Genomic DNA, 25,196 nt, shown 5'->3' with positions numbered 1-25,196 from the left:
CGGCGCCGCCTCATGCAAGACGACTTCCTCAACGTACCAACACCACGATGAAAGGAGATTCTTCATGTTCAAGCGCTCTCTGATCGCTGCCTCGCTGAGCGTGGCCGCCCTCGTATCCGCCCAAGCCATGGCCGAAATCAACGGCGGTGGCGCCACCCTGCCGCAACAGCTGTACCAGGAGCCCGGCGTCCTGACCGCCGGCTTCGCCGCCTACATCGGCGTAGGCAGCGGCAACGGCAAGGCGGCCTTCCTGAACAACGACTACACCAAGTTCGTCGCCGGCACTACCAACAAGAACGTGCATTGGGCTGGTAGCGACTCCAAACTGAGCAAGACCAACGAAACCAACCCCTATCTGAGCGCCCATGGCTCCGCCTGGGGTCCGCTGATCCAGGTGCCGTCGGTAGCCACTTCGGTCGCTCTGCCGTTCAACAAGTCAGGTAGCAACGCCGTCAACTTCGCAGACGTGAACACCCTTTGCGGTGTCTTCTCCGGCCGTCTGACCGATTGGAGTCAGATTCCTGGCTCGGGCCGTAGCGGCGCCATCACAGTGGTCTACCGTTCCGAGAGCAGCGGCACTACCGAACTGTTCACCCGCTTCCTCAACGCCTCTTGCTCCAGCGCCCTCGAAGGTGGCACCTTCGCCATCACCACCAGCTTCGGTAACAGCTTCTCCGGCGGCCTGCCGGCTGGCGCCGTATCGGCCCAGGGCAGCCAGGCCGTGATGAATACGCTCAACGCCGCCGAAGGCCGCATCACCTATATGAGCCCGGACTTCGCCGCGCCGACGCTGGCCGGCCTCGACGACGCCACCAAGGTCGCCCAGGTGCGCGGCGTATCGCCGGCTCCGGCCAACGTCTCGGCAGCCATCGGTGCCGTTACCCCGCCGACCACCGCACAGCGTTCAGACCCGAACAACTGGGTGCCGGTCTTCGCCGCCACTGCCAGTGCGACCGATCCGAGCGTCCGTCCGTATCCGACCACCGGCTATCCGATCCTCGGCTTCACCAACCTGATCTTCAGCCAGTGCTACGCCGACGCTACCCAGACCCAGCAGGTGCGCGACTTCTTCACCCGTCACTACGGCGCCAGCGTCAACAACGACACTGCGATCACCAACCATCGCTTCGTGCCGCTGCCGGCTTCCTGGAAGCTTGCCGTACGCCAGTCGTTCCTGACCTCCACCAACAACCTGTACATCGGCCATTCCAACGTCTGCAACGGCATCGGCCGTCCGCTCTAAGACGCTCCAGTCCACGGGCGATAGCGGAGACCGGCGGTGCGCAAGCACTGCCGGTTTCTTTTTTTCCGGCGCTTAGCCGCTTTCCATGAACTTTCCGTGACAAGACTTCGGCCCGCCCTGTTGCGGGCTGTCTTTCTATCAGGAATGCGCGTTGGCAAGCCGACGCGTCGAGTTGAACACGCCCAAGGAATCTCGCGTCATGCCGTCTCGTCCGTTCGTGCCGTCGTCCCCCGTCACCGTTTCGCTCGATGGCGGCTTGCCGCGGCTGAAACCGCTGGCACAGATCATCGCCTTGCTCATGGTTGCAGGTGGCGCCCAGGCTTCCCAGCCGTTCAGCGCCGCCTGGTTCGCCGCCAAGGGCGCCCAGCAGAGCGCCGGGGCGGCGCGTCCGGGCGCGCAGTTGCCGGGCATGACGCCACCGCCGCTGGCCCAGCAGCAGAAGGTCAACCAGCAGTTGCAGCGTTCGCTGCAAAACCTCAACAACACCGTGGCGGCCATCGCCGCGCAGCAGGCCGCCCAGGCGGCGGGACGCCAGGCTGCGCTGGCGGCGCCGACGGACATCCCGGACGGCCTGGGCGAGGGCGGCCTGAAAGTGGACGCTTCCCTGCCTTTCGAGCAGGCCTGGCAGAACGCCAAGGCGCCAGTGCAGTCGCAGGCCGACGGGCGTACCACGGTGACGGTAGAGCAGACCGCGGATCGGGCGATCCTCAACTGGGAAACCTTCAACATCGGTCGGCAGACCACCCTGCAGTTCGACCAGCAGAGCAACTGGGCGGTGCTCAACCGGGTCAACGACCCGAGCGCCCGGCCGAGCCAGATCCAGGGCCAGATCAAGGCCGACGGCACGGTGATGGTGGCCAACCGCAACGGTGTGGTGTTCAGCGGCAGCAGCCAGGTCAACGTACGCAACCTGGTGGCTGCCGCCGCCAGCATCAGCGACAGCCAGTTCCGCGAACGCGGCCTGTATTTCGACGCCAACGGCAGCCAGCCGAGCTTCACCGACGCCGCCGGCGCGGTGCGGGTGGAGCAGGGCGCCTTGCTGCAGACCGCCAATCCGGCCAGCTCCACCGCGGCGGGCGGCTACGTGCTGTTGCTCGGCAGCGAGGTGGAGAACGCCGGGCAGATCGTCACGCCCAAGGGCCAGACCACCCTGGCGGCGGGCGACAGCTTCTACATTCGCCGTGGCGTCGGCACCGATGGCAACCTGCGCTCCACCACCCGCGGCAATGAAGTGGCCACCTCCCTGGCCGCTGACAGCGCCGCCGGCCGGGTGGTCAACCAGGGGCTGATCCAGGCCGCCACCGGCGACATCACCCTGACCGGGCGCCAGGTCCGCCAGGAGGGCGTCGCCCTGTCCAGTAGCTCAACCGACGTGCGCGGCACCATCCACCTGCTCAACTCGGCCAGCGACGCCAGGGGCAGCGTGGTCCTGGGCGAGGGCAGCACCACCGCGGTGCTGGTCGACGCCAGCGGCGCCGGCGCCCTCGACAGCCAGCGCGATGCCGCCCAGCAGGCGCTGGATGGCACCACGCCGACCAACAACGTGATCGGTCGTTTCGACAACCTCAGCCGGGTCGCCGATCGCAGCGAGCAGTCGCGGGTCGAGATCATCAGCGGCGGTAGCGTGGATTTCCAGGGCGGCTCGCTGACCCTGGCCAGCGGCGGCCAGGTGGCGGTCAGCGCGGCGGGCCGGAGCCTGCTGCGCGACGGCGCGCAGGTGGACGTCGCCGGCGCCGTCGGGGTGAAGGTGGCGATGGAAAGCAACAACATCCAGATCAATGTCCAGGGCAACGAGCAGCGCGACGCGCCGGTCAACCGCGACGGCGGCGGACTGGCCAGCAATGATGTCTGGGTCGATGCCCGCGAACTGGTCCTGGTTCCGGCCGGCACCAACGGCTACGCCACCGATCGCTGGTATACCGCCGGCGGCCTGCTGGAACTGGGTGGCTACCTTGGCACGCGCAACCATTCGGCCGGCGAGTGGATGGCCCAGGGCGGCACCCTGACCTTCACCGGCGGCGAACTGGTGAGCCAGCCCGGCTCGACGGTCAACCTCTCCGGCGGGACCCTCGATGTGCAGGGCGGCCTGATCCGGCAGACCTGGCTCAAGGGCAGCGACGGACGTCTCTACGAAATCTCCCGCGCCCCCGGCGACCTGCTCTACGAGGGCATCTACCGCGGCTATGAGGACAGCAGCCCGCGCTGGGGGCAGACGCGCTATTTCTACAATCCGCTGATCGCCCCGCAAAGCCGTTACGAGAGCGGCTACATGGTCGGCCGCGATGCTGGCCGCCTGGTGGTCGGCACCGCTTCGGCGGTGCTCGAGGGCGACCTGCTCGGCAAGGTATTCCAGGGCGAGCGCCAGGTGCGCGCGCCGCAGCCGGGGGCGGATGGCTACCAGCAGGCGCAGAACGCAGTGGCGCGCGGCGCCGAGCTGATCGTGGGCAGCTATACCCCGCGCTACGAAAGTGCCAGCGGCAACGTGCTGTACAACCTTGCGCCGACCCTGCAGCAGGTGCGCCTGGCCGATGGCGGCGAGCCGCTGGCGGCGAACCTGGACCTGGATACCGCGCTGGCCGAGGAACAGCGGGGCGTCCTCCTGCTCGACAGCGAACGGCTGTCGGGTTTCGAGTTGGGGGTGCTGCGCGTGGCCGCCCGTGAGCGGATCGCGGTGGACAATGCCCTGCAGGTCGGCGATGGCGGCGAGATCGTCCTGTACGCGCCCGAGGTCGAGGTGAACGCCGACCTCACGGCGCGCGCCGGCAGTTTGCGCCTGGGCAACGTGCTGGAGCAGGTGGAGGTGGCCCGTGGCGAGCGGATCGATACCTATCTCACCCCCGCCGCCGGCCAACGTGCCGCCCTGACCCTGGGCGATGGCGTGACGCTGGATGCGCGTGGCCTCTGGAGCAACCAGATGCAGGGCGGCGTGGATGCCGACCGAGCTTATCTCGACGGCGGGCGGATTTCCCTGCGTAGCAGCGGCGACCTGTCGCTGGGCGATGGCAGCCGGATCGACGTGTCGTCCGGGGCCGCGCTGCTCGCCGATGGCAAACAGGTGGGCGGCAAGGGCGGCGACCTGACGCTGTCGGCCAACACCGGCTCGGCGGCAGGTGACGGCCGCCTGCAACTGGGCGGTGAACTGGCCGGCCATGGCGTCGCCGGCGCCGGCACCCTGAGCGTCCAGGCGCCGCGGGTGAGCATTGGCGCGGCGGCGCAGGACGGCACCCTGGCGTTGGCCGCCGGGTTCTTCGACAAGGGCTTCGCCAGTTATCAGGTGATCGGCGAGCAGGGACTGGAAGTGGCGGAAGGCGCACAGGTGAAGGTGCTGCGTCCGCTGTACCGTTTCCGCGACGACGCCATCAGCGTCGCCAGCGGCGCCGACCCGCTGCTCGCGCTGGAGCCTTGGCTGACGCCGCTATACGAGGAGCGGCCGGCCGACGGCGAACTGCGCCAGCGTCCCGGCGCCAGCCTGTTCCTGCAGGCCGGCAGCCGCCAGAGTGGTGCCGGGCAGGTGGCCGACAGCGTCCTCGACATCGGTCATGGCAGCCTGCTGGAGGTCGATCCCGGCCAGCGCATCGAGCTGCGCAGCGTCGGCCAGTTGAACGTCGATGGTCGCCTGAACGCCTGGGGCGGCTCGATCGAACTGGGCAGCGTGGCGTTGCCCGATCCGGTGCGCGATCAGGTCGAGAGCGTCGGCCACCAGCGCGCCATCCGCGTTGGCGAGGAGGGTGTGCTCGATGTCGCCGCACGCGCTGCGACCGCGCTGGACTTCCAGGGGCGGCGCTACGGCCAGGTGGTCGATGGTGGCAGCATCGTCATCGGCGGCACGGTCGAACATGCCAGCGGCAAGGCCGATGCCGCCGAACTGTTCATCGACCTGCGCCCGGGAAGCCTGCTGGATGCCTCCGGCACCCAGGCGCTTCTGGACGTGCCCGGAGTCGGCCAGACCCGGGTCAGCAGCGCCGGCGGCAGTATCTCCCTGGCGTCGGCCAATGGCTTGTACCTGGATGGCGACCTGCGCGCCTTCGCCGGCGGGGAAGGTGCCGCCGCCGGCAGCCTGACGCTGGCGCTGGCCACGCCGAACTACCTGACCAGCCTGGCGACCGACCAGGTGCTGCGCCCGCGCGAGCTGATCGTCGGCCAGCAGCGCGAAGCCGCCGGGGAAGGGCGAGACTATGCCTATGGCCATGGCCGCCTGGCGGCGAGCCAGGTACAGGATGGCGGGTTCGGTGACCTGACCCTGTTCAGCGACGGCCTGCTGAGTTTCGCCGGCGATCTGGAGCTGTCCCTGGCGCAACGTTTGCGCCTCTACAGCGGGGCATTGGGGCTTGGCGAAGGCGCCGCCGGCGATAGCCGGGTCAGGTTGTCGGCACCGTCCCTGCTGTTGGCGGGAGCATTCGTCAACGAAGCGGCGGAGAACAACGAAACCCAGCCGCTGTCGACCGGCCTGTTCGAGGTTTCCAGGCAACCTAGCGAGGCGCTCTTCGAAGCCAGCGCGCAGGTGCTGGATATCCGCGACAGCCTGGTCTTCGGCTCGCGTGGCAGTTTCCGCGACGCCAGTGGCGGGACGCAGACGATTGACCGGCGTGGCTTCGACCGGGTCGAGCTGTCCAGCACGGGCGACATGCGTTTGCTGGCGGGGAACGCGACGCCCGTAGAGCGCATCAACACCCAGGTGCTCAGTGGCGGCGATCTGCTCATCCGCGCTGCGCAGCTCTATCCGGGCACCGGGGCGGGCGCGCGGATTCTCGCCGGCTACGGCTACCAGGCCGATGGCGCCGCTGTGGCGTTCGACCCGGCGCGCAGCTTGCGTATCGAGCGCAGCGACGCGACGACGCCAGAGCAGCCTCTGGCGGTCTTCGGTCGCTTGTCGCTGGGGGCGGCGAGCGTCGTTCAGGGCGGCGTCGTGCGCGCTCCGTTGGGCTATCTGGAAATCGGCCAGAACGCCGACAAGGTCGAGTTGTTGTCTGGCAGCCTGACCTCGGTCAGCGGCGCCGGCCTGACCTTGCCCTACGGCGGCACGGTAGACGGCCAGGTCTGGCGCTATGCCGGGGAGGAAATCGCCCTGACCGGCGTCGGCGGTAGCTTCAACGAGAGGGGGATAATGGATACCGGGGTCGACCTGGGTGGCCGCTCCGTACGGGTGGCGTCCGGAGCGACGCTGGATCTTTCCGGCGGCGGCGAACTGCTCGGCGCCGGTTTCGTTTCCGGCCGCGGTGGCTCCACCGATGCGCGCTACAACCCGCTGGTGCGTTTCGACGAGGAGGGCCGCTTCGACCTGCCGGGATTGGCCGACAATCCGATCTACGCCATTGTGCCCGGGGTTCAGCGCATCGCGCCGGTGGCCGCCGAAGGCGGCGCCGTCGACCCGCTGGTCGGCCAGCAGATCAGCATCGGTAGCGGCGTGCCCGGCCTGTCGGCGGGAACCTACACCCTGTTGCCGTCGACCTACGCCCTGCTGCCCGGCGCGTACCGGGTCGAACTCAACGGCCAGGCCGGGCTGGGACGGGCAGCGCCCACCCAGCTCATGCGCAGCGGCTCCTGGTCGCTGGCCGGGCAGTTGTCCCTCGTCGGCACCGGGGTGCGCGACGAACTGTTCCGCCAGGTGCTGCTGACCCCGGCGGATGTGCTGCGGCGCCATTCGCAGTACAACGAAACGAGTTACAGCGACTTCGCCATGGCCGATGCTGCTCGCCGTGGCATCCCGCGGCCGATGCTGCCGGTGGATGCGCGCAGCCTGCGCCTTGACCTGCTCGCCGGTGGCGGTGCCGATGCGCTGGCGTTCGACGGCACCGGGCTGTTCCAGGCCGCCAGAGGCGGCTATGGCGGTAGTCTGGTGGTATTGGGCAACAACCAGCGGATCGAGATCGTCGGCGCCGGCGCGCAGGCCAGCGAGGGGTTCCAGGGCGTGACGCTGCGGGCCGACGATCTCAACGCCTTCGGTGCGGCGCGCATGGTGATCGGCTCGACGCCAGCAGTGCTCTACGGGCAAGGCGGCAATTACGTCACCTTCGACATCACCGATGGCGCGCAAAGCATCGTCCTGCGCAATGGCGCCGAACTGGCCGCACCCGAGGTGTTCCTCCTGGCGAATCGGCCGGGGGAGGCGATCAGCCTTGAACAAGGTGCCGCCATTGTCACCCTAGGGCGGGGGGCTGCTGCCTACGATGCACGGGATGGCTTCCTGTATGCGTCGGGAGGGCGTTCCATGCTCGCCCTGTCGAACGGCGTGCTGAACGTCTTGCCACCGGAAGCCGGAACGCCGGACAGTGGTCCCGGCGACATCCTGCTTGGCGTTCCCGCTGCCGATGGTGTGGCCGGCGAAACCCGGCTGTATTCCGAGGGCAGTCTGGTCGCGGCCACCGACAAGCGCTTCGTGCTCGACGGCAGCGTGCGTTATGGCACCCGCAACCTGACCCTGGCGGCGGGCGGCTTCAATGTCGGCGAGCAGGCGCTGCTGGCCGAACTGGCCGAGCGCGGTGTGCTGCCGACCGGGTTGGCGCTCGACCAGCAAGTGCTCGACCGCCTGCTGCAGGGTGATGCGTCGGAGGGCGCGCCGCCCCTGGAGACGCTGGTGCTGAACGCCCGCGACGCGTTCAACTTCTACGGCGACGTCAGCCTCGATTCCTACGATCCGAGCAGCGGTCGCTCCCGCTTGTCGCGCCTGGTGCTGGGCACCCCGGCGATCTATGGCTACGGCGACAGCGACAGCGTCGCCTCGATCCGCACCTCCAACCTGATCTGGAACGGCGCGCAGACGCCGGCCGCCGGGGTCATCACCGGCGGCGCCGGCAGTGGCCAGGGCACGCTGGACATCCGCAGCGAACGCCTGGAGTTCGGCTACGGTCCCTTCAGCCAGCCCAGCGCCATCGACAGTTACCAGCGCCTGGCGCTGGGCTTCGCCACGGTCAACCTGGCGGCCAGCGAGCGGATCACCGCCAACCACAAGGGTAGCCTCGCGGTCTACCAGAGCCAGGGCGAGTATCGGGCTGGTAGCGGCTACGCATACAGCGGCGGCGATCTCAACCTGATCACACCCTTGCTCACCGGCGAGGCCGGCTCGCGCAACAGCCTGCTGGCGGGCGGTGCGTTGCGGGTCAGCGCGGGGGGCGGCGGCGCGGCATCCACCCCGGTCGAACTGGCCAACGGCGCACTGGGCGCCGAACTGGCCCTGGAGGGCGCCAGCCTCCTGCTGGACACCCGCGTCGGCCTGCCCAGCGGCAAGTTGAGCCTGACCGCGCAGGAGGACCTGGAACTGGGCGCCGGCGCCCAGCTCGACCTAGCCGGGCGCGCGCTGCGTTTCGACGACGTGATCCGCTACAGCTGGGGTGGCGAAGTCAACCTGCTGAGCCACGGCGGCAATATCCGCCAGGCCGGCGCTTCGCGCATCGACCTGTCGGCGAGCAACAACCAGGCCGGTAGCCTGACGGCGGTGGCGCTGGACAGCGCGGCCGGCGTGGTCGACCTACAAGGGCAGATCCTGGCGGCGAGCAGCGGCGAATACGACGCTGGCGGCACCCTGGTGCCATACGCCGCGGGCAGCGTCGAGATCCGTGCCCAGCGGCTGGGCGAGGACGGTACGCCAGACAGCCGGTTCGCCGCTCTCAACCAGCGCCTGAATGCCGGTCAGGTGTTCGGTGCGCGCAGTTTCCAGATCAAGCAGGGCGACCTGAACATCGGCAACGACGTCAGGGCCTCGACGATCGAGGTGTCGCTGGATGGTGGCCATCTGAGCGTGAACGGCGTGCTTGACGCCAGCGGCGAGCAGGTCGGCAGTATCCGCCTGGCCGCCAAGCAGGGCCTGAGCATCGGTGGCGAGGCGCTGCTCGATGCCCATGGGCGGCGGCTGCGGGTGGACAGCTACGGCAAGATCATCGATTCGCCGAACCGCGCGCTGATCGAGCTGAACGCCGGAGACGGGCTGCTCAGCCTCGGCGCCGGTGCCCGTATCGACCTGCGCCACGGCACCGAGGCGGCAGCGGGAAGCGCGCCCGGGCAGAACGACGGCGTCGCCCGCGGCACCCTCGACCTGTACGCGCCGCGTCTGGGCGGGGCGACGGCGGGCGATATCGCCATCGACGCCGGTGCGCCGCTGCAGATCCTTGGTGCCCGCGCCATCACCCTCAGTGCCGTGCAGCGCTACGACGACGCGCCGGTCGCCGCTCTGCCGGCGAGCAACGGCCGGCCGTACCAGGAGATCACCCAGGCCTACCTGGATGGCAAGCACCAGCAGAGCGAACTGTTCATGCAGGCGGCGTTGGCCAATAGCGCCCTGCTCGACGGCAAGCTGGCTGGATTGAACAATGCCACCTACGCGGAAGCTTTCCACCTGCGCCCCGGGCTGGAGATCGTCAGCGCCACGGCCGATGGCGACCTGGTGGTGCAGGGCGACCTGGACCTGTCGGGCCATCGCTACGCCAGTCTCAACCCGCGGACGGCGAAAACCTCGGTATACGGCTCCGGCGAGGCCGGTTCGCTGGCGATCCGCGCCGGCGGCGACCTGAACATTTACGGCAGCGTCACCGACGGTTTCGCCCCGCCGCCGGAAACCGACGACGATCAGGGCTGGTTGCTGCTAGCCGGCCAGGATCACCTGGGCGGCGATCGGGTGGTGCCGACGGCTGGCGTGCGGCTGGACGACGACAGCTTCTTCCCGGCCGGCAAGACGCTCAACTTCGAACTGCCGATCAAGGCCATGACCCTGGCCGCCGGTACCCGGCTGCCGGTCGAGGCGGTGCTCAGCCAGCCACTGCAACTGCCGGCGGGAACGGTGCTCGAGGGAGCGTTGCTGGATGCCGCCGGCAACCTGCTCCGGCCGGCCGGCAGCCTGCTTGGCGAGGCTCTGGACCTGCCCGCCGGCACCCGCCTCGGCGCCGGCAGCCGTCTGCCGCTGGCGACGCCCGTGACGGGGATGACCTGGCCGGGCGGCGTGCCGCTGCCCGGCCGCGCCACGCTGGCCAACGACGAAGTCGACGGCGTGCGTCTGGCCGGTGGACTGGCCTTGCGCGCCGGGGCCTTCCTGCCGGCTGGCAGCGATATCCGCCTGCCCGATGGCGCCGCGTCGGTGGACGTACGCCCGGCCGGTGCGGTTTCGCACAATTGGGCCATCGCGCCGATGCTGGCGGCCGGTTCGCAGTCCTGGAGCGTGCGCCTGGTGGCTGGCGCCGATCTGCAGGCGGCCGATCCGCGGCTGACCGATCCGCGTTCCAGCGGGCAGATGCGCCTCGCCGATACGCACTACGGCATGCGGCGCATACCGGCGGCGGGTGGTGGGCTGGTATGGACCCAGGAAGGGGTGGATAACTGGGGCGATCCTAGCCTCAAGCCCGGTGATCCACTGGACCCGGAGGCTTTGGGCTACCCGACCATCTGCGACGATTTCCCGACCTGGTGCGCCGCGAGTTCGGGCGGCATGGTGTGGACCGAGGAAGGGGTGGCAGGATGGGGCGACCCCGGCATCAAGCCGGGCGACCCACTGGACCCGGAGGCTTTGGGCTACCCGACCATCTGTGACGATTTCCCGACCTGGTGCGCTGCGTCCAGCGACGACTATGCGCTGGAAGCCGAACCCTACGCTTCGCGCTTCAGCGTGCTGCGCACCGGCACTGGCGATCTCGACCTGTTCGCCGCCGGCAACCTGCGTATGGATTCGCCATTCGGAGTCTACACCGCCGGTACCGCGAGCGCGGTCGATTCCAGCTACAACCTGGCGCGTGCCAGGGACGGCGGCAGCGTTCTGCGCGATCCGGCGCTGGGCGGTTACGAGCAATGGGTGGACGGCGGCGAACAGAGCCTCTACAGCGCTTGGTACCCGACCCTGGGCGGCAACCTGACGCTGGCGGTCGGTGGCGATCTGCGCGGCGATGTGCTGGGTCGGTTGTCCGGCGCCGTACCCAACGCCGGCTACGACTCGGCGGCCGTCGGCAACTGGCTCTGGCGCCAGGGCAGCGGTTCGACCGCCGGTACGGCCGACCGCACCGCCTGGTGGATCAATTTCGGCACCTATGCGCGCCAGCCGGGCGGCGATGGAGCGGCTGCCGCCACGCAGCAGGTGGGCTTCACCGGCATCGGCACCCTGGGCGGTGGCGATCTGAGCCTGAAGGTCGCGGGCGATGCGGGCGTCATCGAGGCGCGCACGTCCAGCGTTCCGCAGGAAACGTCGCAGCGCAGCCAGGGGCTGGTGCTGGCGGTGGGCGGTAGCGGCCGGGTAGGCGCCGATGGCCAACTGACCCTGAGCGGCGGCGGAGACATGGACGTACGTATCGGCGGTGCGCTCAACCCGTTGACGCCCTTCGATCAGGGCAGTTCACTGTACGGCGCGATGGTCAACCTGCGCGGCAATGCTCAGGTCCGGGCGACGAGCCTGGGTGGTATCGATCTGATCTATGGTCGTCTGGATAGCGATCAGGTTCCGGGCGAACGGCGCGCCTACGATCCCTTCGTCTCGACCCTCGGCCTGGCCAACGGCGGGCCGACGCTGGTGCCGGGCGACGCCACCTTCAGCCTGAACAGCCTGGGTGACCTGGTGCTGCAAGGGGTGGTCGATCCCGGGCGGACGCCGTTGATGAACGGCACCCCCTATACCAGCGCCAGCGGTGTCGAGGGTTACGGCCTGAGCGGTTTCTCGTTGTGGACCGAACGCACGGCGATCGACCTGACATCGGCGGGAGGCAACCTGACCCCGGTTTCCCAAGGTAGGACGGAACAGGACACCGATTCCGCGCTGGTCTATCCGGCGAAGCTGTCGGCCGTGGCGCTGACCGGCAGCCTCTATTATGGCAACGCGACACTCCGCGAAAACGCTCGCAGCGACAGGACCGCGCTGGTCCTGGCGCCGTCGAGTCAGGGCCGTCTCGACCTGCTGGCCGGCGACTCCATCTACGCCGGCGGCTACAGCATCAGCCGTTCCGGCGCCAGCACCGGCAGCCTGGCCACGCCGCTGAATCCGAGCTACCAGGGCTATACCGGGATCACGCGGCAGGTCGACAACCTGTCCAGCGACGGCAGCCGCGCCGACACGAACCACTTCCCGTTGTTCGCCTTCGGCGCCAACAGCGTCTCCGGCGAATGGGGGGCGGCGCTGGAACCGTCGCGCTTCTACGCCCTTGCGGGTGATCTGGTCGGTGTCGACAGTGGCCGGCTGCTGCGCTACACCGGGACCAGCGATGTGCGTTTCGGCCAGTTGCGTTACGAGGGGCATGGTGCGGTGCGCATGATCGCCGGCCGTGACATCGTCAGCAGCGGCACCGGGTTGGGCTCCGAGCGGACCGCGAGCGACAACATGGGGGTCTACGCCAGCAGCGGCAATCTGTTCGTCAATACCTCGGCTACCGACGTGTCGCTGGTGCAGGCGGGGCGCGACATCCTCTACGGCAACTTCAACGTCGCGGGACCGGGCAGCCTGGAGATCAGCGCCGGACGCAACCTGCTGATGAACGACGAGGTGGCGGTCACCAGCCTGGGGGCGGTCGCCGCGGGCGACACGCGCTCCGGCGCCAGCATCGTCCTGCAGGCGGGCGCCAGCCAGGCGGACTACTCCGGCTTCCTCCGGCGTTACCTGGAGCTCGACAACCTGGCGCAGGCAGGAACGCCCCTGGCGGAACAGCCCGGCAAGGTGGTACGGATCTACGAAAACGAATTGATCGAATGGTTGAGCGGGCGTTATGGCTTCAGCGGCGACGCACAGCAGGCGCGGGAGTTCCTCGCCGGCCTCTCGGCGGAGCAGCAGCGGATCTTCGCCCGCGAGGTGTACTTCGCCGAGCTCAAGGCCGGCGGCCGCGAGTACAACGAGGTCGGCGGAGTGCGCCAGGGCAGCTACTTGCGCGGGCGCAACGCGATCGCCGCGCTGTTCCCCGAGCGCGATCCGGCGGGCAATCCGATCAGCTACGAAGGCGATATCGTCATGTACGGCGGTGCCGGCGTGCATACCAACTTCGGTGGCGACATCCAGTTGCTCACCCCGGGTGGGCAGCAGGTATTCGGTATCGAAGGTGAGGCGCCGCCGTCCACCGCCGGTGTGGTGACCCAGGGCGTTGGCAATATCCGTTCCTACGCCCTTAGCAGCATCCTGCTCGGCCAGAGCCGGGTGATGACCACCTTCGGTGGCGATATCCAGATCTGGTCGGCCGAGGGCGACATCAACGCCGGGCGCGGCAGCAAGACCACCGTGGTCTACACCCCGCCGCGGCGCATCTACGACGCCTGGGGCAACGTCAGCCTGTCGCCGCAGGTGCCCAGCACCGGCGCCGGTATCGCCACCCTCAACCCGATTCCCGAAGTGGCGCCGGGCGACATCGACCTGATCGCCCCGCTCGGCACCATCGATGCCGGCGAGGCGGGCATCCGGGTCTCCGGCAACGTCAACGTGGCGGCGCTGCAGGTGGTCAACGCGGCGAACATCCAGACCCAGGGCCAGTCCAGCGGCATTCCGCTGGTGGCTTCGGTGAATACCGGTGCGTTGACCTCCGCCAGCGCCGCGGCGAGTTCCGCGACCCAGGCGGCGGAGGACGTCAGTCGCCAGCAGCAGGCCGCCGCGCGGCAGCGCATGCCGTCGGTGATCACGGTGCAGGTGCTCGGGTTCGGCAACGAGCGCCTGGAGCCTTCGCGCGACGGCGCCAGTCGTTCGCCGGGCTACAACCCGGACAGCGCCGTGCAGGTGCTCGGCGCCGGAGCCCTCGGCGAACAGGCGCGCAGCCAATTGACCGATGAAGAGCGCGGCAACCTGATCCTGTAAGGCACCGCCGCGGAGGCACGATACCCGCCAGGCCCTCCCCACGGAGGGCCTTTTTTTCGGCGAACTTCCGAGGTGCTGGTCGATTCTCGGGTGAATGCCCGTTCGTCCCCGCCGGCGGCGCGCGAACGGCCGGTCGCATGAAGTTTTCATGACAAAAGTTCGGTGGTGCGGCGGGGTTGCCGTCAAACAGGTGTGAATAAGGAAAACGGAATTCAGTGGTGAAAGGCAGGGACGGGAACGAAAGGAATCGGCTATTTCCCGGTTGCGCTGACCGGTTGCTGGAAATGAGCGTGTCGTTCGAGCAAGACGCGTTCCGCTCTGAAACAAGAGAACAGTATCCGCTAACGGCCGTGGTCACTCCGGTGAATACGGCGAAGGACGGTGAGTATTGATGGAAAGTTACTCGAAAGTCGGTATGCAGGAACTTGACCAGCGCCTATCGAAGATCGTCGAAGCCGCACGCAAGAAACCGGTATCGGTTTATCGATATGGGGCGCCATGGGTCTGGATAGTGTCCCAGGAAGATTGGCAGGGTGCGCTCAAGGAAGTGTCCAGCTATATACCGCCGGGACATTCCCTGGCGTTGCTGAAACCGCAAATAGAAAGTCTCCTTGGCGAAGAGGCTAAAGTCCTCTCGGCGCTCGCCCGCGAACATGGCATGCAGTTGGCCCCGGAGCCGCTGATCCATGCGCTGCTGCTGCAACTGCTGTACGCGATTCCCAGCGAGCAGCAGTTGTACGAGCAATTGAACTACAACCTGCTGTATCGCTGGTTCGTCGGCCTGGAAATGAAGCAGAAGATCTGGAGTTTTCCGGTTTTCGTCGGCGATATAACCGTCCTGCTGAACAGCGCGGAGGCGGTAAGGATAATAGGCAGGATTATCGGGGAAGTGATTTCTGGGGATCTCATGCAGATGCCGGAGTTCTCCCTGAACTTCGCCTTGTTGCATACATGGCAAGCGCGCCATGGCGGAGCGCGACGGCTGAATATCTAGCGCGAAAGTGAAAATAGAAAAGAACGAAATTTCATAAGGGCGGGGCGCTGTTTTTAACAGGTTGTTCATGCGTCATCGCTAGTTTGTTGTCTTTCATAGAACTGTTCGATGAACGGACTTGTTGCATTAGAACAATAAGTCCCGATGGAACTTCGGGGGACCGTGTGAAGCGTTCGCTGTTCAATTGTGCGCACCCGTTTCGCCAGCGCTGGTCGATCGGTTGCCTGGCTGTCGCATTGTCGTGCGCTTCGCTGGCCGACGAGGCCCCTCCCGCCGCGGCGGGAGCCGAGCCCCAGCGTCTGGTGGACATCAACGAGTACGTGGTACGCGGCAACACCGTGCTGGACAACCGCGCCATCGAGGCGGCGGTGTATCCCTTCCTTGGACCGCAGCGCAGCCTGGGCGACATCGAGGGGGCGCGCGATGCGCTGCAGGCCGCCTACCAGGAGAAGGGCTACCAGTCGGTCTACGTCGAGCTGCCGGAGCAGCAGGTGAGCGGCGGGGTGGTCTACCTGCAGGTCACCGAGACCACTGTCGGTCGCGTTCGGGTGGTCGGCGCCAAGCACTATTCGCCGGTGGAGTTGCGCGAGGAAGTGCCGGCCCTGGAGGAGGGCAAGGTACCCGACTTCGCCCAGGTTCAGCGCGAGCTGGCGCAGGTCAACCGCACCCCCGGCCGCCAGGTGCTGCCGATGGTGCGCGAGGGCCAGCGGCCCGGCACCATGGACGTCGACCTGCAGGTGGAAGACAAGAATCCCTGGCACGCCAGCATCGGCCTGAACAACGACTACAGCGCCGACACCCGTCACTTGCGCTCGGTGGTTTCGCTGGGCTACGACAACCTCTGGCAACTCGGCCACGCCATCTCGCTGACCTATTTCACCGCGCCGCAGGACCAGGACAACGCCAAGGTCTGGTCCGGCTCCTACACCGCGCCGCTGAGCCAGCGCTGGAGCGTGCAGCTGTCCGGCTACCAGTCTGACAGCGACGTGGCCACGGTGGGCAGCATGAATGTGGTCGGCCAGGGCCATTCCTATGGCGTCGCGGCGATCTACAGCCTGCCGGTCACCGGCCTCTGGTCGCACTCGTTCTCCTTCGGCGTCGACTTCAAGGACTTCGAGGAACAGACCCGGATCGGCGGCAACAACGACAGGGTGCCGATCAAGTACGCCCCGCTGACCCTCAGCTACAACGGCTTCCGCTACACCGAACGTTCCCAGTTGGCCCTCGGCCTGAGCCTGGTGGCCGGTACCGGCAGTCTCCTCGGCTACGGCGACGACGACGAGGAATTCGACCGCAAGCGTTATCGCGCCAAGTCCGGCTTCGGTGTGCTCAAGGGCGATCTCAACCACACCCTGACCTTCGGCGGCGACTGGCAGGTGGCGACCAAGGCGGCCTTCCAGCTCGCCTCCGGGCCGCTGATCTCCAACGAACAGTTCGCTGCCGGCGGTGCCACCAGCGTGCGTGGCTACCTGGCGGCGGAGAACACCGCCGACGACGGCTACCTGCTCTCCCAGGAATGGCGTACGCCGTCCCTCGGACGCTTCCTCGGCAAGCGCGCCGGCAGCTATGTCAACGACTGGCGCTTCTACGTGTTCGCCGAGGGCGCGCAACTGCGCCTGCAGGATGCGCTGCCCGAGCAGGACGACGACTTCAGCCTGGCCAGCGTCGGCATCGGCACCCGCGCGCAACTCGCCGACTGGCTGTCCGGCAGCCTCGACTGGGCCTTCCCGCTGCTGGAAGGGACGAACACCGACAAACACGACTCGCGCCTGCATTTCAGCGTGCAGGCGAGCTTCTGACGCTGACCCCGGAGTAACCCCACATGTATCGCTTATTGCTGACATCGCTGATCTGCCTGGGCCTGCTGGCCCCGGCCAGCGCCAGTGCCTGGTGGCAGGACGACTGGCAGTACCGCAAGCAGGTCTCGGTCGATACCACCCCGCAAGGCGCGGCGATCAACGAGAGTCTCGGTCGCCTGCCGTTGCTGGTGCGCCTGCATACCGGCAACTTCACCTTCGACGGGGTCAACGAGAACGGCTCGGACATTCGCTTCGTCGCCGCCGACGACAAGACCGTGTTGCGCCACCAGGTCGAGAGCTTCGACCCACTGATGGGCATGGCCCTGATCTGGGTCGACGTGCCGCGGGTGGAGGGTGGCCAGCGCCAGGACATCTGGATGTACTACGGCAACGCCAAGGCGCCGGAGAGCGGCAACGGCCAGTCGGTGTTCGACCCGGACTACACCCTGGTCTATCACTTCGACGGTGCGCCGGGCACTCCGCCGCGGGACTCCACCGCCTACGCCAACAATGCGCAGACCGCCGCCGGCAGTCCGGTGGAGGGCGTCATCGGTCGCTCCGCGCAACTGCTGGGCCAGCCGCTGCTGCTGCCGGCCAGCCCATCGCTGGCGGTGAGCGCCGGTGGCACCTTCAGCTTCAGCGGCTGGGTGCGTCCCGACCAACTGGCCGGCGAACAGGTCCTGCTGTCGCGCCGCGAAGGCGGCAACGCCCTGTTGGTCGGCCTGGCCCAGGGCGCGCCCTTCGTCGAGCTGAACGGTCAGCGCGCTGCCGCCAGCCAGGCCCTGGCGCAGGGGCAATGGCAGCATCTGGCGCTGGTCGCCGACGGTACCCGGCTGGCGCTGTATCTCGGCGGTCGCGAAGTCGCCAGCCTGGCGGCGGCGCTGCCGGCGTTCAGCGGCGCGATCGCCATCGGCGCGGAAGGCCAGGCCGCGCCTGCGGTCGCCACCGAAGCGGCAAGCGGGGAAGGTGAGGCGAGCGCCGCGGCGCCGACCCTGCAACCCTTCCAGGGCGCCATCGACGAGTTGCGCCTGTCGAAGATCGCCCGCCCGGCGGCGCTGCTCCTCGCCGATGCCACCGCCCAGGGCGCCGAGTCGCGCCTGGTGGCCTACGGGGTCGACGAGAAGCAGTCCGGCTTCGGCTTCGGCAAGCTCGGCTTCCTGCTCAACGCAGTGCCGCTGGATGCCTGGGTGATCATCGCGATCCTGGCGCTGATGATGGTCCAGTCGTGGGTCATCATGTACCGCAAGAACCAGAACGTCGGCCGCGTCAGTCGTGCCAACGGGCTGTTCCGCGAGCGCTTCGCCGAGGTCGGCACGCGCCTGGAACTGCTCGCCGACGACCGCGAGCTGGCCGCCCGCCTGCAACACTCCTCGCTGTGGCGCCTGTACCAGGTGGCGGTGAAGGAGATCCGCACCCGCCGCGAGCAGGGCGCCGACACCTCTTCCGTCTCCGCGGCCACCATCGAGGCGATCCGCGCCTCCATGGACGGCGTGCGCATCAAGGAGAACCAGCAGCTCGGCTCGCGCCTGTCGAGCCTGTCCAACGCCATCGCCGGCGGCCCCTACATCGGCCTGCTCGGCACCGTGCTGGGGATCATGGTGGTGTTCCTCGGCACTGCCATGGCCGGCGACGTCAACATCAATGCCATCGCCCCGGGCATGGCCGCCGCCCTGCTGGCCACGGCCATGGGCCTGTTCGTCGCGATCCCCGCGTTGTTCGGCTACAACCGCCTGGTCACGCGGAACAAGGAAGTCAGCGCGGACATGCGGGTGTTCGTCGACGAGTTCGTCACCCGCCTCGCCGAGGTGCATGGCGAAAGCCAGCTCAGCGAAGTGGCCCATCGTCGCAACGGCCAGCCGTTGCCGGCCTGAGGAGAACGCCATGGCTTCCGTGAACAGCAGCCACGACGATGACGACGACGGCGCCGTCGACAGCATCAACATCACCCCGCTGGTGGACGTGCTGATGGTGGTGCTGGTGATGTTCATCCTCACCGCCACCGCCCAGGTCGCCGGGATCCAGATCAACCTGCCGAAGGCCAGTGCCACCGTGGCGCTGTCGCAGCCCAAGACCAAGGCGATCTCGGTGAACGACGCCGGCCAGGTGTTCCTCGACGCCTACCCGGTGACCCTGCCCGAGCTGGAGGACCGCCTGCGTACGGAGAAGGCCCTCAACCCCGACTTCCCGGTAGTGGTCCGCGGCGACGCCACGGTGCAGTACCAGAAGGTCATCGAGGTCCTCGACCTGCTGCGCCGCCTGGAGCTGTCCCAGGTCGGCCTGGTCACCGGCAAACCGACCTGAGGCCCGGGATGAACATGTCCGCCGATCCCAAGCACACCCCCGAGCCGAAAAATGCCGCGCCGCTGTCCATCGACGGCCGCCCGGCGAACCCGACCCTGCGCTACCTCAAGTGGGGCCTCGGCGCGCTGCTGCTCGCCGGCCTCGCCTGGCTGGTCTGGGAGTGGGCCAACGACATGAGCGGCGTGCGCCGCGAGGCGCCCAAGGTGCCGGCGATCATCCCGCTGCCGCCACCGCCTCCGCCGCCGCCGGAAAAACCGCCGGAACCGGAGCAGCCGGTGGAAGAGGAAAAGATCGTCGAGCCGGAACCGCAACCCGAACTGGAGGAGGTCAAGCCGCAGGAGGAAGCGCCGCCGTCGCCGGCCGACGACCTGGCCGACCCGATGCAGATGGATGGCGACGCCCAGTCCGGCTCCGACGCTTTCAACATCGGCGCCGGCAAGGGCGGCGGGATGGCCGGTTCCGGCGGCGGTCGCGCCGGCAACGCCAGCTATAGCCAGTACCTGGCCTACGCCTTCCAGCGCCTGCTGCGGGACAACCCGGAGCTGCGCAACCTGGCGTTCCGCCTGCAGGCGGAGATCTGGCTGAGTTCCTCGGGGGATATCACCCGGGCCGAACTGACCCGCTCCAGCGGCGACCCCGAGACCGACCAGAAGGTGCTGGCCGCGCTGCGCGCCGCCGGCCGCCTGGAAGAACGCCCGCCGGCTTCGCTGACCCTGCCGGTGCGCATCGCCCTGCAGGGCAAGCGGCCGGGATGAGAAGACGCCAACCCAGAACGATTTCCGGCAGGCGACTGCCTTGAAGGACCTTAGGAGCCGTACACAGATGAACGCGAAAGTGAACCGACTGGCGCTGGGGATGGGCGTCATGCTCGCCGCGCTGGCCGGCCAGGCGCAGGCCCAGCCGCCGGCGCCCTCGGAGAACGCCACGATCAACCTGATCCGCCTGTTGGTACAGCAGGGCGTGTTGAAGAAGGAACAGGCCGATGCGCTGGTCAGGCAGGCCGAGGCCGAGGCGTTGCAGGCCCAGCAGGCGCGCCAGGCCGTGGCGCCCGCGGCGGCCGTCGCCGCGGTCCCCGGGGAGGTCCGCGTACCCTATATCCCGCAGGTGGTGCGCGACCAGATCCGCGACGAAGTGAAGGCCGAGGTAATGACCCAGGCCAAGGCGGAGAACTGGGCGCAGCCCAACGCCTTCCCGGACTGGGCCTCGCGCATCAGTTTCGACGGCGACGTGCGCCTGCGCTACGAGTCGCGCTCCTTCGGCAACGGCAACAGCAACCAGATCACCGACTTCGCCGAACTCAACGACGACGGTCCCTATGACGTCAACCCGAATACCAGCTCGGGCCTGCCGCCGCTGCTCAACACCCGCGAGGACCGCGACAGCCTGCTGCGCCTGCGCGCGCGCTTCGGCCTCAAGGCGGCGCTGTCGGAAAGCTGGAGCGCCGGCATCCGCATCGGCACCGGTTCGGACAACAACCCGGTGTCGACCACCCAGACCCTCGGCGGCGGCTTCGGCAAGAAGGACCTCTGGCTCGACCAGGGCTACCTGACCTGGAAGCCCAGCGAGCGCCTGAGCCTGACCGGCGGGCGGATCGCCAATCCGTTCCTGTCCACCGACCTGTTGTATTCCAACGACCTCAACTTCGACGGCGTGGCGGCGATCTTCAACCAGCCGCTGAGCCGCGATGTCTCGCTGTTCGGCACGGTCGGCGCGTTCCCCGTGGAGTACAGCTCGGACACCGCCTCGTCGAACGGTTTCGACAAGGAAGACAGCGACAACAAGTGGATGTACGGCGCGCAATTGGGCGCCACCTGGAAGATCAACCCGCAGCACAGCCTTACCGGCGCGCTGGCCTACTACCGCTTCGACGATATCGAAGGGCGGCGTTCCAGCCCCTGCCGGCCCTGGGCCGGGGATCCGGAGTGCGACACCGACGGCAGCCGTCCGACCTTCATGCAGAAGGGCAACACGGTGTTCCTCCTGCGCGACATCGTGCCCAACCCGGCCGACCCGGCGAACACGCCGAACCCGCAGTACGTCGGCCTGGCCTCGGAGTTCAACCTGCTCGACCTGAACCTCGGCTGGGATGCCGAGCTGCCCAACGACTTCAAGCTGCGGGTGGCCGGCAACTACGTGCACAACCTGGGCTACGACGAGGGCGACATGCGCAAGCGCGCCGGCGGTGTGGCGCAGATCGCCAACAACCTCGGCTCCGATGGCGACATCAAGAGCGGGGCGAACGCCTGGATGCTCCAGTTCACCCTGGGCAACGCCCTGGACATGCGCGACGCCGGCGACTGGCAGGTCTTCGCCGCCTACAAGTACATCCAGCCGGATGCCCTGCCGGATGGTTTCAACGATTCCACCTTCCACCTTGGCGGGACCAACGCCAAGGGCTACATCCTCGGCGCCAGCTATGGCTTCGACAAGCGCGTCTACGGTACCGCGCGCTGGCTCAGCTCCGACGAGGTCTACGGCGCACCGTTCTCCATCGACGTCCTGCAACTCGAGGTCAACACGCGCTTCTGAGCGCTCCTCGAGGCAGACCATGAAGAGGCAGACCATGAACACGCGACCTTTCTCATTACCGATCTGGGCCCAGGCGCTGCTCGCCGGGGCCGCCTTCGCCGCCTACGCCAGCCAGGCGGCCTATGCCGACAGCCTGGAGGAACGCCTGCGCGCCCAGTTGCGCAGCACCACCCAGCAACTCCAGGCGCTGCAGACCGAACAGGCCCAGGCCACCGCGGCGAAAGCCGCGCTGGAAAGCCAGCGCGATGCGGCGCTGGCTCAGGTCAAGCAACTGAGCGCCGAGCTGGCCCGGGCCAAGGGCCAGGCCGAGCAGCTCTCGGCCCAGCAACAGGGCTTGCACGACCGGGCGCGGCAGATGGTCGAGGCGAGCAACGAGCAACTGGGCAAGTACAAGCAGGCCTACGACGAGTTGCTGGTCATGGCGCGAGCCAAGGAGGCCGAGCGGCAGAAGCTCGACCTGGCGTTCCGCGAGCACGACCAGCAGTTGCAGCAGTGCACCGCGAAGAATCGGGAGATGTATGGCGTGGCCAAGGAGATCCTCGGCGCCTACGAGAACGTCAGCGTCGCCGAGGTGATGAAGATCCGCCAACCGTTCGCCAGCGGTGCGCGGGTGAAATTCGAAGAGATGGCGCAGAAGCTCGGCGACGACCTCTACAAGACCCAGGTCGAGAACCGCCAGGCGGCGCTCGCCCAGTGAAATCCGATAGCAAACCAGGAACCCGGACATGAACGACATCACCCTGATCGAACACCTTTCCGTCGACAGCCTGACCGAGGCCTTGCAGGAGGCCGGCTATCGGGTCAACCGCAGCGAGCAGAACGGCGTCGTGCAACTGCTCAGCGCCAGCCAGGGAATCGGCTACGCGGTGCGCTTCGGCAATCCGGCGGCGACGCCGGCGAGCTACCTCGACTTCACCTTCAGCTGCGCCCTGCGCGTGCAGGGCGAATTGCCCGCCGGGCTGACCGAGCGCTGGAATCTCAGCCGGCGCTTCGGCCGCCTGTCGCAGCAGGGCGAGTTCCTGGTGATGGAAATGGACGTGATCGTCGCCGGCGGCGTCAGCCCGGCCAACCTGCGTAACCATATCGAACTGTGGGATCGCCTGCTGCAGGAGTTCATCGCCTATCTGCGCGACTACAGCCGCCTGGCCGCGGAGCAGCAGGGCATGGCGCAGGATGCCGGTCAACCCGTCGATGGCGAGGCCTGAGCCGATGCGGCCGGCATTTCGTTGCGGCATCCTGGCGTTCGCGCTTGCCGTTCTCGCCGGCTGTGGCCAGCGCGAGGACGGCGGCGCGGGCCAGGCCCAGGCCGCGCTTGCCAAGCCATCTGCCAGCGCCGCCGCGGAACCCGCGGTGGCCCGCCTCGGTGCCTTGCAGGTGGCGCCGGACGAACTGAAGGCGCTGCTGGCCGAGGTGCCGGCGGAAACCCGCGCGCAGTTGAGCGAGAACCGCGACGCGATGGAACGCTGGATGCGTGCGCGACTGGCCGAGAAGGCGCTCTACGAACAGGCCAGCGCCCAGGACTGGCAACAGCGTCCGCAGGTGAAGACGCTGATCGATGCGGCGGCGCGGCAGATCGTCCTGCGTACCTACCTGGAGTCGGTGAGCACGGTGCCCGAGGACTACCCCAGCGATGCCGAACTGCAGGCCGCCTACCAGGCGAACAAGGCGCAACTGGCTGTACCGGCGCTGTACCGGGTCAGCCAGATCTTCATCGCCGCCTCTGCGGCCGGCGGGCTTGCCGAAGCGCGCAAGCGCGCCCAGGAACTCTACCGGCAGGCCGCGGACGGCGACTTCGCCGAACTGGCGCGCAAGCATTCCGACGACCCGCAGACCGCCCGCAACGGCGGCGACATCGGTGGGTTGCTGGCGCAGGCGCAACTGCTGCCGGCGATCCGTCCGGCGCTGGAACGGCTGAAGGTCGGCGCGGTGTCCGAGCCGATCCAGGGCGCCAACGGCTTCCACCTGGTCAAGCTGACCGAGCGTCGCGACGCCCGCCTCGCCACCCTCGACGAGGTCCGTGGTCGCCTGCGCGAAAGCCTGCGCGCGCAACGCCAGGAGCAGATCGCCAAGGCCTACCTGGATGGCCTGGTGAACAACGCTACCCTGAGCATCGACGGCGCGTTGCTCGGCAAGACCCTGGCGGAACTGCACTGATGGACGGCATCCCGGAGGCCAGGCGTGGGCCGCGCGCGAGCCGCTGGCGGCACCTGCGCAGCTGGCTGTTCGGCGAGCCCGAGCGGTTCCGCGACGAACGCCAGCGGCTCTGGGGCGCCTATGCCGCATGGCTCGGCGAGCAGGTCCAGCAGCGCCTGGGCGAAGACGCCGAAACCGCGCCGCGGCTGCTGGCCTTCCTGGAGTCGCGGCGCGCGGCGGGGCAGTTGCCGAATACCGACATCGACCTGCGGGTCTGGCTCGACGAACGCGGCTGGATCGTCCGTCTCGCCTGCCTGCGCAGCGACGCCGAGCCGATCGAGAATGAACTGCGGCGCGCGCTGATGGACCGTTCGTTGCGCCTGCCGCCGCCGGAACACATGCCGCAGCCGATCGAACTGCGGATCCGCCTCATGCCTGGACGCTAGCGAGGAAGCATGGCCCTATCGGAGTCCGCCGGGCAGCGCCCGGCACTGCTCAGGCCCGCGCAGGGACGCGACGACCGTGCCTATTGGCACGAGCTGTTCGGCTCCCTGGAGGTGGTGCATTTCTTCCTGGTCACCGCCCGTTGCGGCTGTTTCATGCAGGCTGCGCGCAGCCTGGACGTCAAGCCGACGCTGCTGCGCAAGACCCTGGCCCGGCTCGAGGAGCGCCTCGGCCTGCATCTGTTCGTGCATGAGGGCAACGCCCTCTCGCTGACCCGCGAGGGCCGCATCGTCCAGGCCGCCGGGCAGCGCCTGGTCGAGGACAGCCAGAGCCACGCCGATCTTCACCGGCAACAGCCGCTGGTGCGCCTGGCGGTGGCCGAAAGCGTCCTGCACGATGTGCTCAGTCGCGAGCTGTGGGGCTACCTGCGCAAGAACGCCAACCTGCGCGTAGCCCTCGCCGAGTTGCGCGAGGGCTGGCCGGAAAGCGCAGGGCCGGCGGAGATCGCCATCTGGATCGCCGATCCGGGGCAGCCGCATCCGCCGATGGAAGGCCACTTCGCCGCACCGGCGCGCATCGCCGAGCTGGAGTACCAGCCGCACATCGGCAAGCGCTATTCGCGCGAGCGCACGCGGCCGGCCAGCGAGGACGAGCTGGACGACTACCTGCTGGCGCAGCTCCACGGCCACGCCGCCAGCGCCGCCCTGGCGCCCTGGAACCGGCGGGTGGCGGCTCGCCAGTCGGGAGTGATCGAGGTACAGAGCCACGACCTGCTGCTACAGGCGATCCTCTGGGGCGCCTGCATCGGCCTGCTGCCGCATTACGCCGGACGCCTGGAGCGCAACCTGGCGGCGTTGCCGCAGGTCTTCGACGAGCCGATGCGGCGGGAAGTCTGGATGAGCGTGCAGCCGGAAGCGGAGAACCGCGTGGAGGTGCGTGCCTTGCTCGATCTGATCGAGCACGCCTTCGACGATCGGCGCGACTGGTTCGGACGCTGACCTTGCGGGCTTGACGGCGGTC

13 protein-coding genes are annotated in these 25,196 nt (G+C 68.2%); all 13 read left to right on the top strand.

Features of this window, described 5'->3' with window-relative positions:
* The first annotated feature begins 64 nt into the window (after nt 1-64).
* The 13 genes from VQ067_RS22790 (at nt 65) to VQ067_RS22730 (ending at nt 25,174) form a co-directional block, all read left to right on the top strand.
* Nucleotides 65-1,243 (top strand): substrate-binding domain-containing protein, encoded by a 1,179-nt coding sequence (locus VQ067_RS22790; protein WP_003085359.1) that lies wholly within the window; start codon nt 65-67, stop codon nt 1,241-1,243.
* Nucleotides 1,244-1,442: 199 nt separating this feature from the next.
* Nucleotides 1,443-13,976 (top strand): filamentous hemagglutinin family protein, encoded by a 12,534-nt coding sequence (locus tag VQ067_RS22785; protein WP_033990864.1) that lies wholly within the window; start codon nt 1,443-1,445, stop codon nt 13,974-13,976.
* 391 nt (nt 13,977-14,367) lie between these two features.
* Nucleotides 14,368-14,970 (top strand): transposase, encoded by a 603-nt coding sequence (locus VQ067_RS33530; protein WP_003085362.1) that lies wholly within the window; start codon nt 14,368-14,370, stop codon nt 14,968-14,970.
* Nucleotides 14,971-15,134: 164 nt separating this feature from the next.
* Nucleotides 15,135-16,769: a ShlB/FhaC/HecB family hemolysin secretion/activation protein gene (locus tag VQ067_RS22775; protein WP_015503474.1), complete on the top strand. Its 1,635-nt coding sequence runs from the start codon at nt 15,135-15,137 to the stop codon at nt 16,767-16,769.
* A gap of 23 nt (nt 16,770-16,792) precedes the next feature.
* A complete protein-coding gene (locus tag VQ067_RS22770) occupies nt 16,793-18,640 on the top strand; it encodes a DUF2341 domain-containing protein (protein WP_033990863.1) in 1,848 nt (615 codons plus the stop codon).
* 10 nt (nt 18,641-18,650) lie between these two features.
* Nucleotides 18,651-19,070 (top strand): ExbD/TolR family protein, encoded by a 420-nt coding sequence (locus VQ067_RS22765; protein WP_003085366.1) that lies wholly within the window; start codon nt 18,651-18,653, stop codon nt 19,068-19,070.
* Between the two features lie 8 nt (nt 19,071-19,078).
* Entirely contained in the window at nt 19,079-19,825 is a 747-nt protein-coding gene (locus VQ067_RS22760) for an energy transducer TonB family protein (RefSeq protein ID WP_003098450.1), read from the top strand.
* Between the two features lie 67 nt (nt 19,826-19,892).
* The gene (locus tag VQ067_RS22755; protein WP_003110840.1) at nt 19,893-21,599 is read left to right on the top strand and encodes a putative porin; all 1,707 of its coding nucleotides are present in this window, start codon (nt 19,893-19,895) and stop codon (nt 21,597-21,599) included.
* 34 nt (nt 21,600-21,633) lie between these two features.
* Nucleotides 21,634-22,296 carry a hypothetical protein gene (locus tag VQ067_RS22750; protein WP_003085372.1) on the top strand — a complete coding sequence of 221 codons (663 nt, stop codon included), beginning with the start codon at nt 21,634-21,636 and terminating at the stop codon, nt 22,294-22,296.
* A 28-nt stretch (nt 22,297-22,324) separates the two neighbouring features.
* Nucleotides 22,325-22,804, top strand: coding sequence for a YbjN domain-containing protein (locus VQ067_RS22745; protein ID WP_033990862.1), 480 nt, complete (start codon nt 22,325-22,327; stop codon nt 22,802-22,804).
* 4 nt (nt 22,805-22,808) lie between these two features.
* The gene (locus tag VQ067_RS22740) at nt 22,809-23,753 is read left to right on the top strand and encodes a peptidylprolyl isomerase (RefSeq protein WP_003098445.1); all 945 of its coding nucleotides are present in this window, start codon (nt 22,809-22,811) and stop codon (nt 23,751-23,753) included.
* Nucleotides 23,753-24,178 carry a hypothetical protein gene (locus tag VQ067_RS22735; protein ID WP_003110838.1) on the top strand — a complete coding sequence of 142 codons (426 nt, stop codon included), beginning with the start codon at nt 23,753-23,755 and terminating at the stop codon, nt 24,176-24,178. The genes VQ067_RS22740 and VQ067_RS22735 overlap by 1 nt, the downstream gene beginning before the upstream one ends.
* Before the next feature lie 9 nt (nt 24,179-24,187).
* Nucleotides 24,188-25,174, top strand: a complete 987-nt coding sequence (locus VQ067_RS22730) for a LysR family transcriptional regulator (protein WP_003120804.1) — start codon at nt 24,188-24,190, stop codon at nt 25,172-25,174.
* The last annotated feature ends 22 nt before the right edge of the window (nt 25,175-25,196 follow it).

The sequence above is a fragment of the Pseudomonas sp. KBN12P06040 genome, from assembly GCF_037574965.1.
GTDB lineage: Bacteria > Pseudomonadota > Gammaproteobacteria > Pseudomonadales > Pseudomonadaceae > Pseudomonas > Pseudomonas aeruginosa.
Note: the sequence above shows the minus strand (reverse complement) of the source record. Positions and strands in the feature narration are given on the sequence as shown.

Coding starts and splice junctions, on each gene's coding strand:
- VQ067_RS22785 (WP_033990864.1), top strand. CDS start 1,443: ATGCCGTCTCGTCCGTTCGTGCCGTCGTCCCCCGTCACCGTTTCGCTC.
- VQ067_RS22770 (WP_033990863.1), top strand. CDS start 16,793: ATGTATCGCTTATTGCTGACATCGCTGATCTGCCTGGGCCTGCTGGCC.
- VQ067_RS22745 (WP_033990862.1), top strand. CDS start 22,325: ATGAACGACATCACCCTGATCGAACACCTTTCCGTCGACAGCCTGACC.
- VQ067_RS22740 (WP_003098445.1), top strand. CDS start 22,809: ATGCGGCCGGCATTTCGTTGCGGCATCCTGGCGTTCGCGCTTGCCGTT.
- VQ067_RS22730 (WP_003120804.1), top strand. CDS start 24,188: ATGGCCCTATCGGAGTCCGCCGGGCAGCGCCCGGCACTGCTCAGGCCC.
- VQ067_RS22760 (WP_003098450.1), top strand. CDS start 19,079: ATGAACATGTCCGCCGATCCCAAGCACACCCCCGAGCCGAAAAATGCC.
- VQ067_RS22735 (WP_003110838.1), top strand. CDS start 23,753: ATGGACGGCATCCCGGAGGCCAGGCGTGGGCCGCGCGCGAGCCGCTGG.
- VQ067_RS22790 (WP_003085359.1), top strand. CDS start 65: ATGTTCAAGCGCTCTCTGATCGCTGCCTCGCTGAGCGTGGCCGCCCTC.
- VQ067_RS22750 (WP_003085372.1), top strand. CDS start 21,634: ATGAACACGCGACCTTTCTCATTACCGATCTGGGCCCAGGCGCTGCTC.
- VQ067_RS22755 (WP_003110840.1), top strand. CDS start 19,893: ATGAACGCGAAAGTGAACCGACTGGCGCTGGGGATGGGCGTCATGCTC.
- VQ067_RS33530 (WP_003085362.1), top strand. CDS start 14,368: ATGGAAAGTTACTCGAAAGTCGGTATGCAGGAACTTGACCAGCGCCTA.
- VQ067_RS22765 (WP_003085366.1), top strand. CDS start 18,651: ATGGCTTCCGTGAACAGCAGCCACGACGATGACGACGACGGCGCCGTC.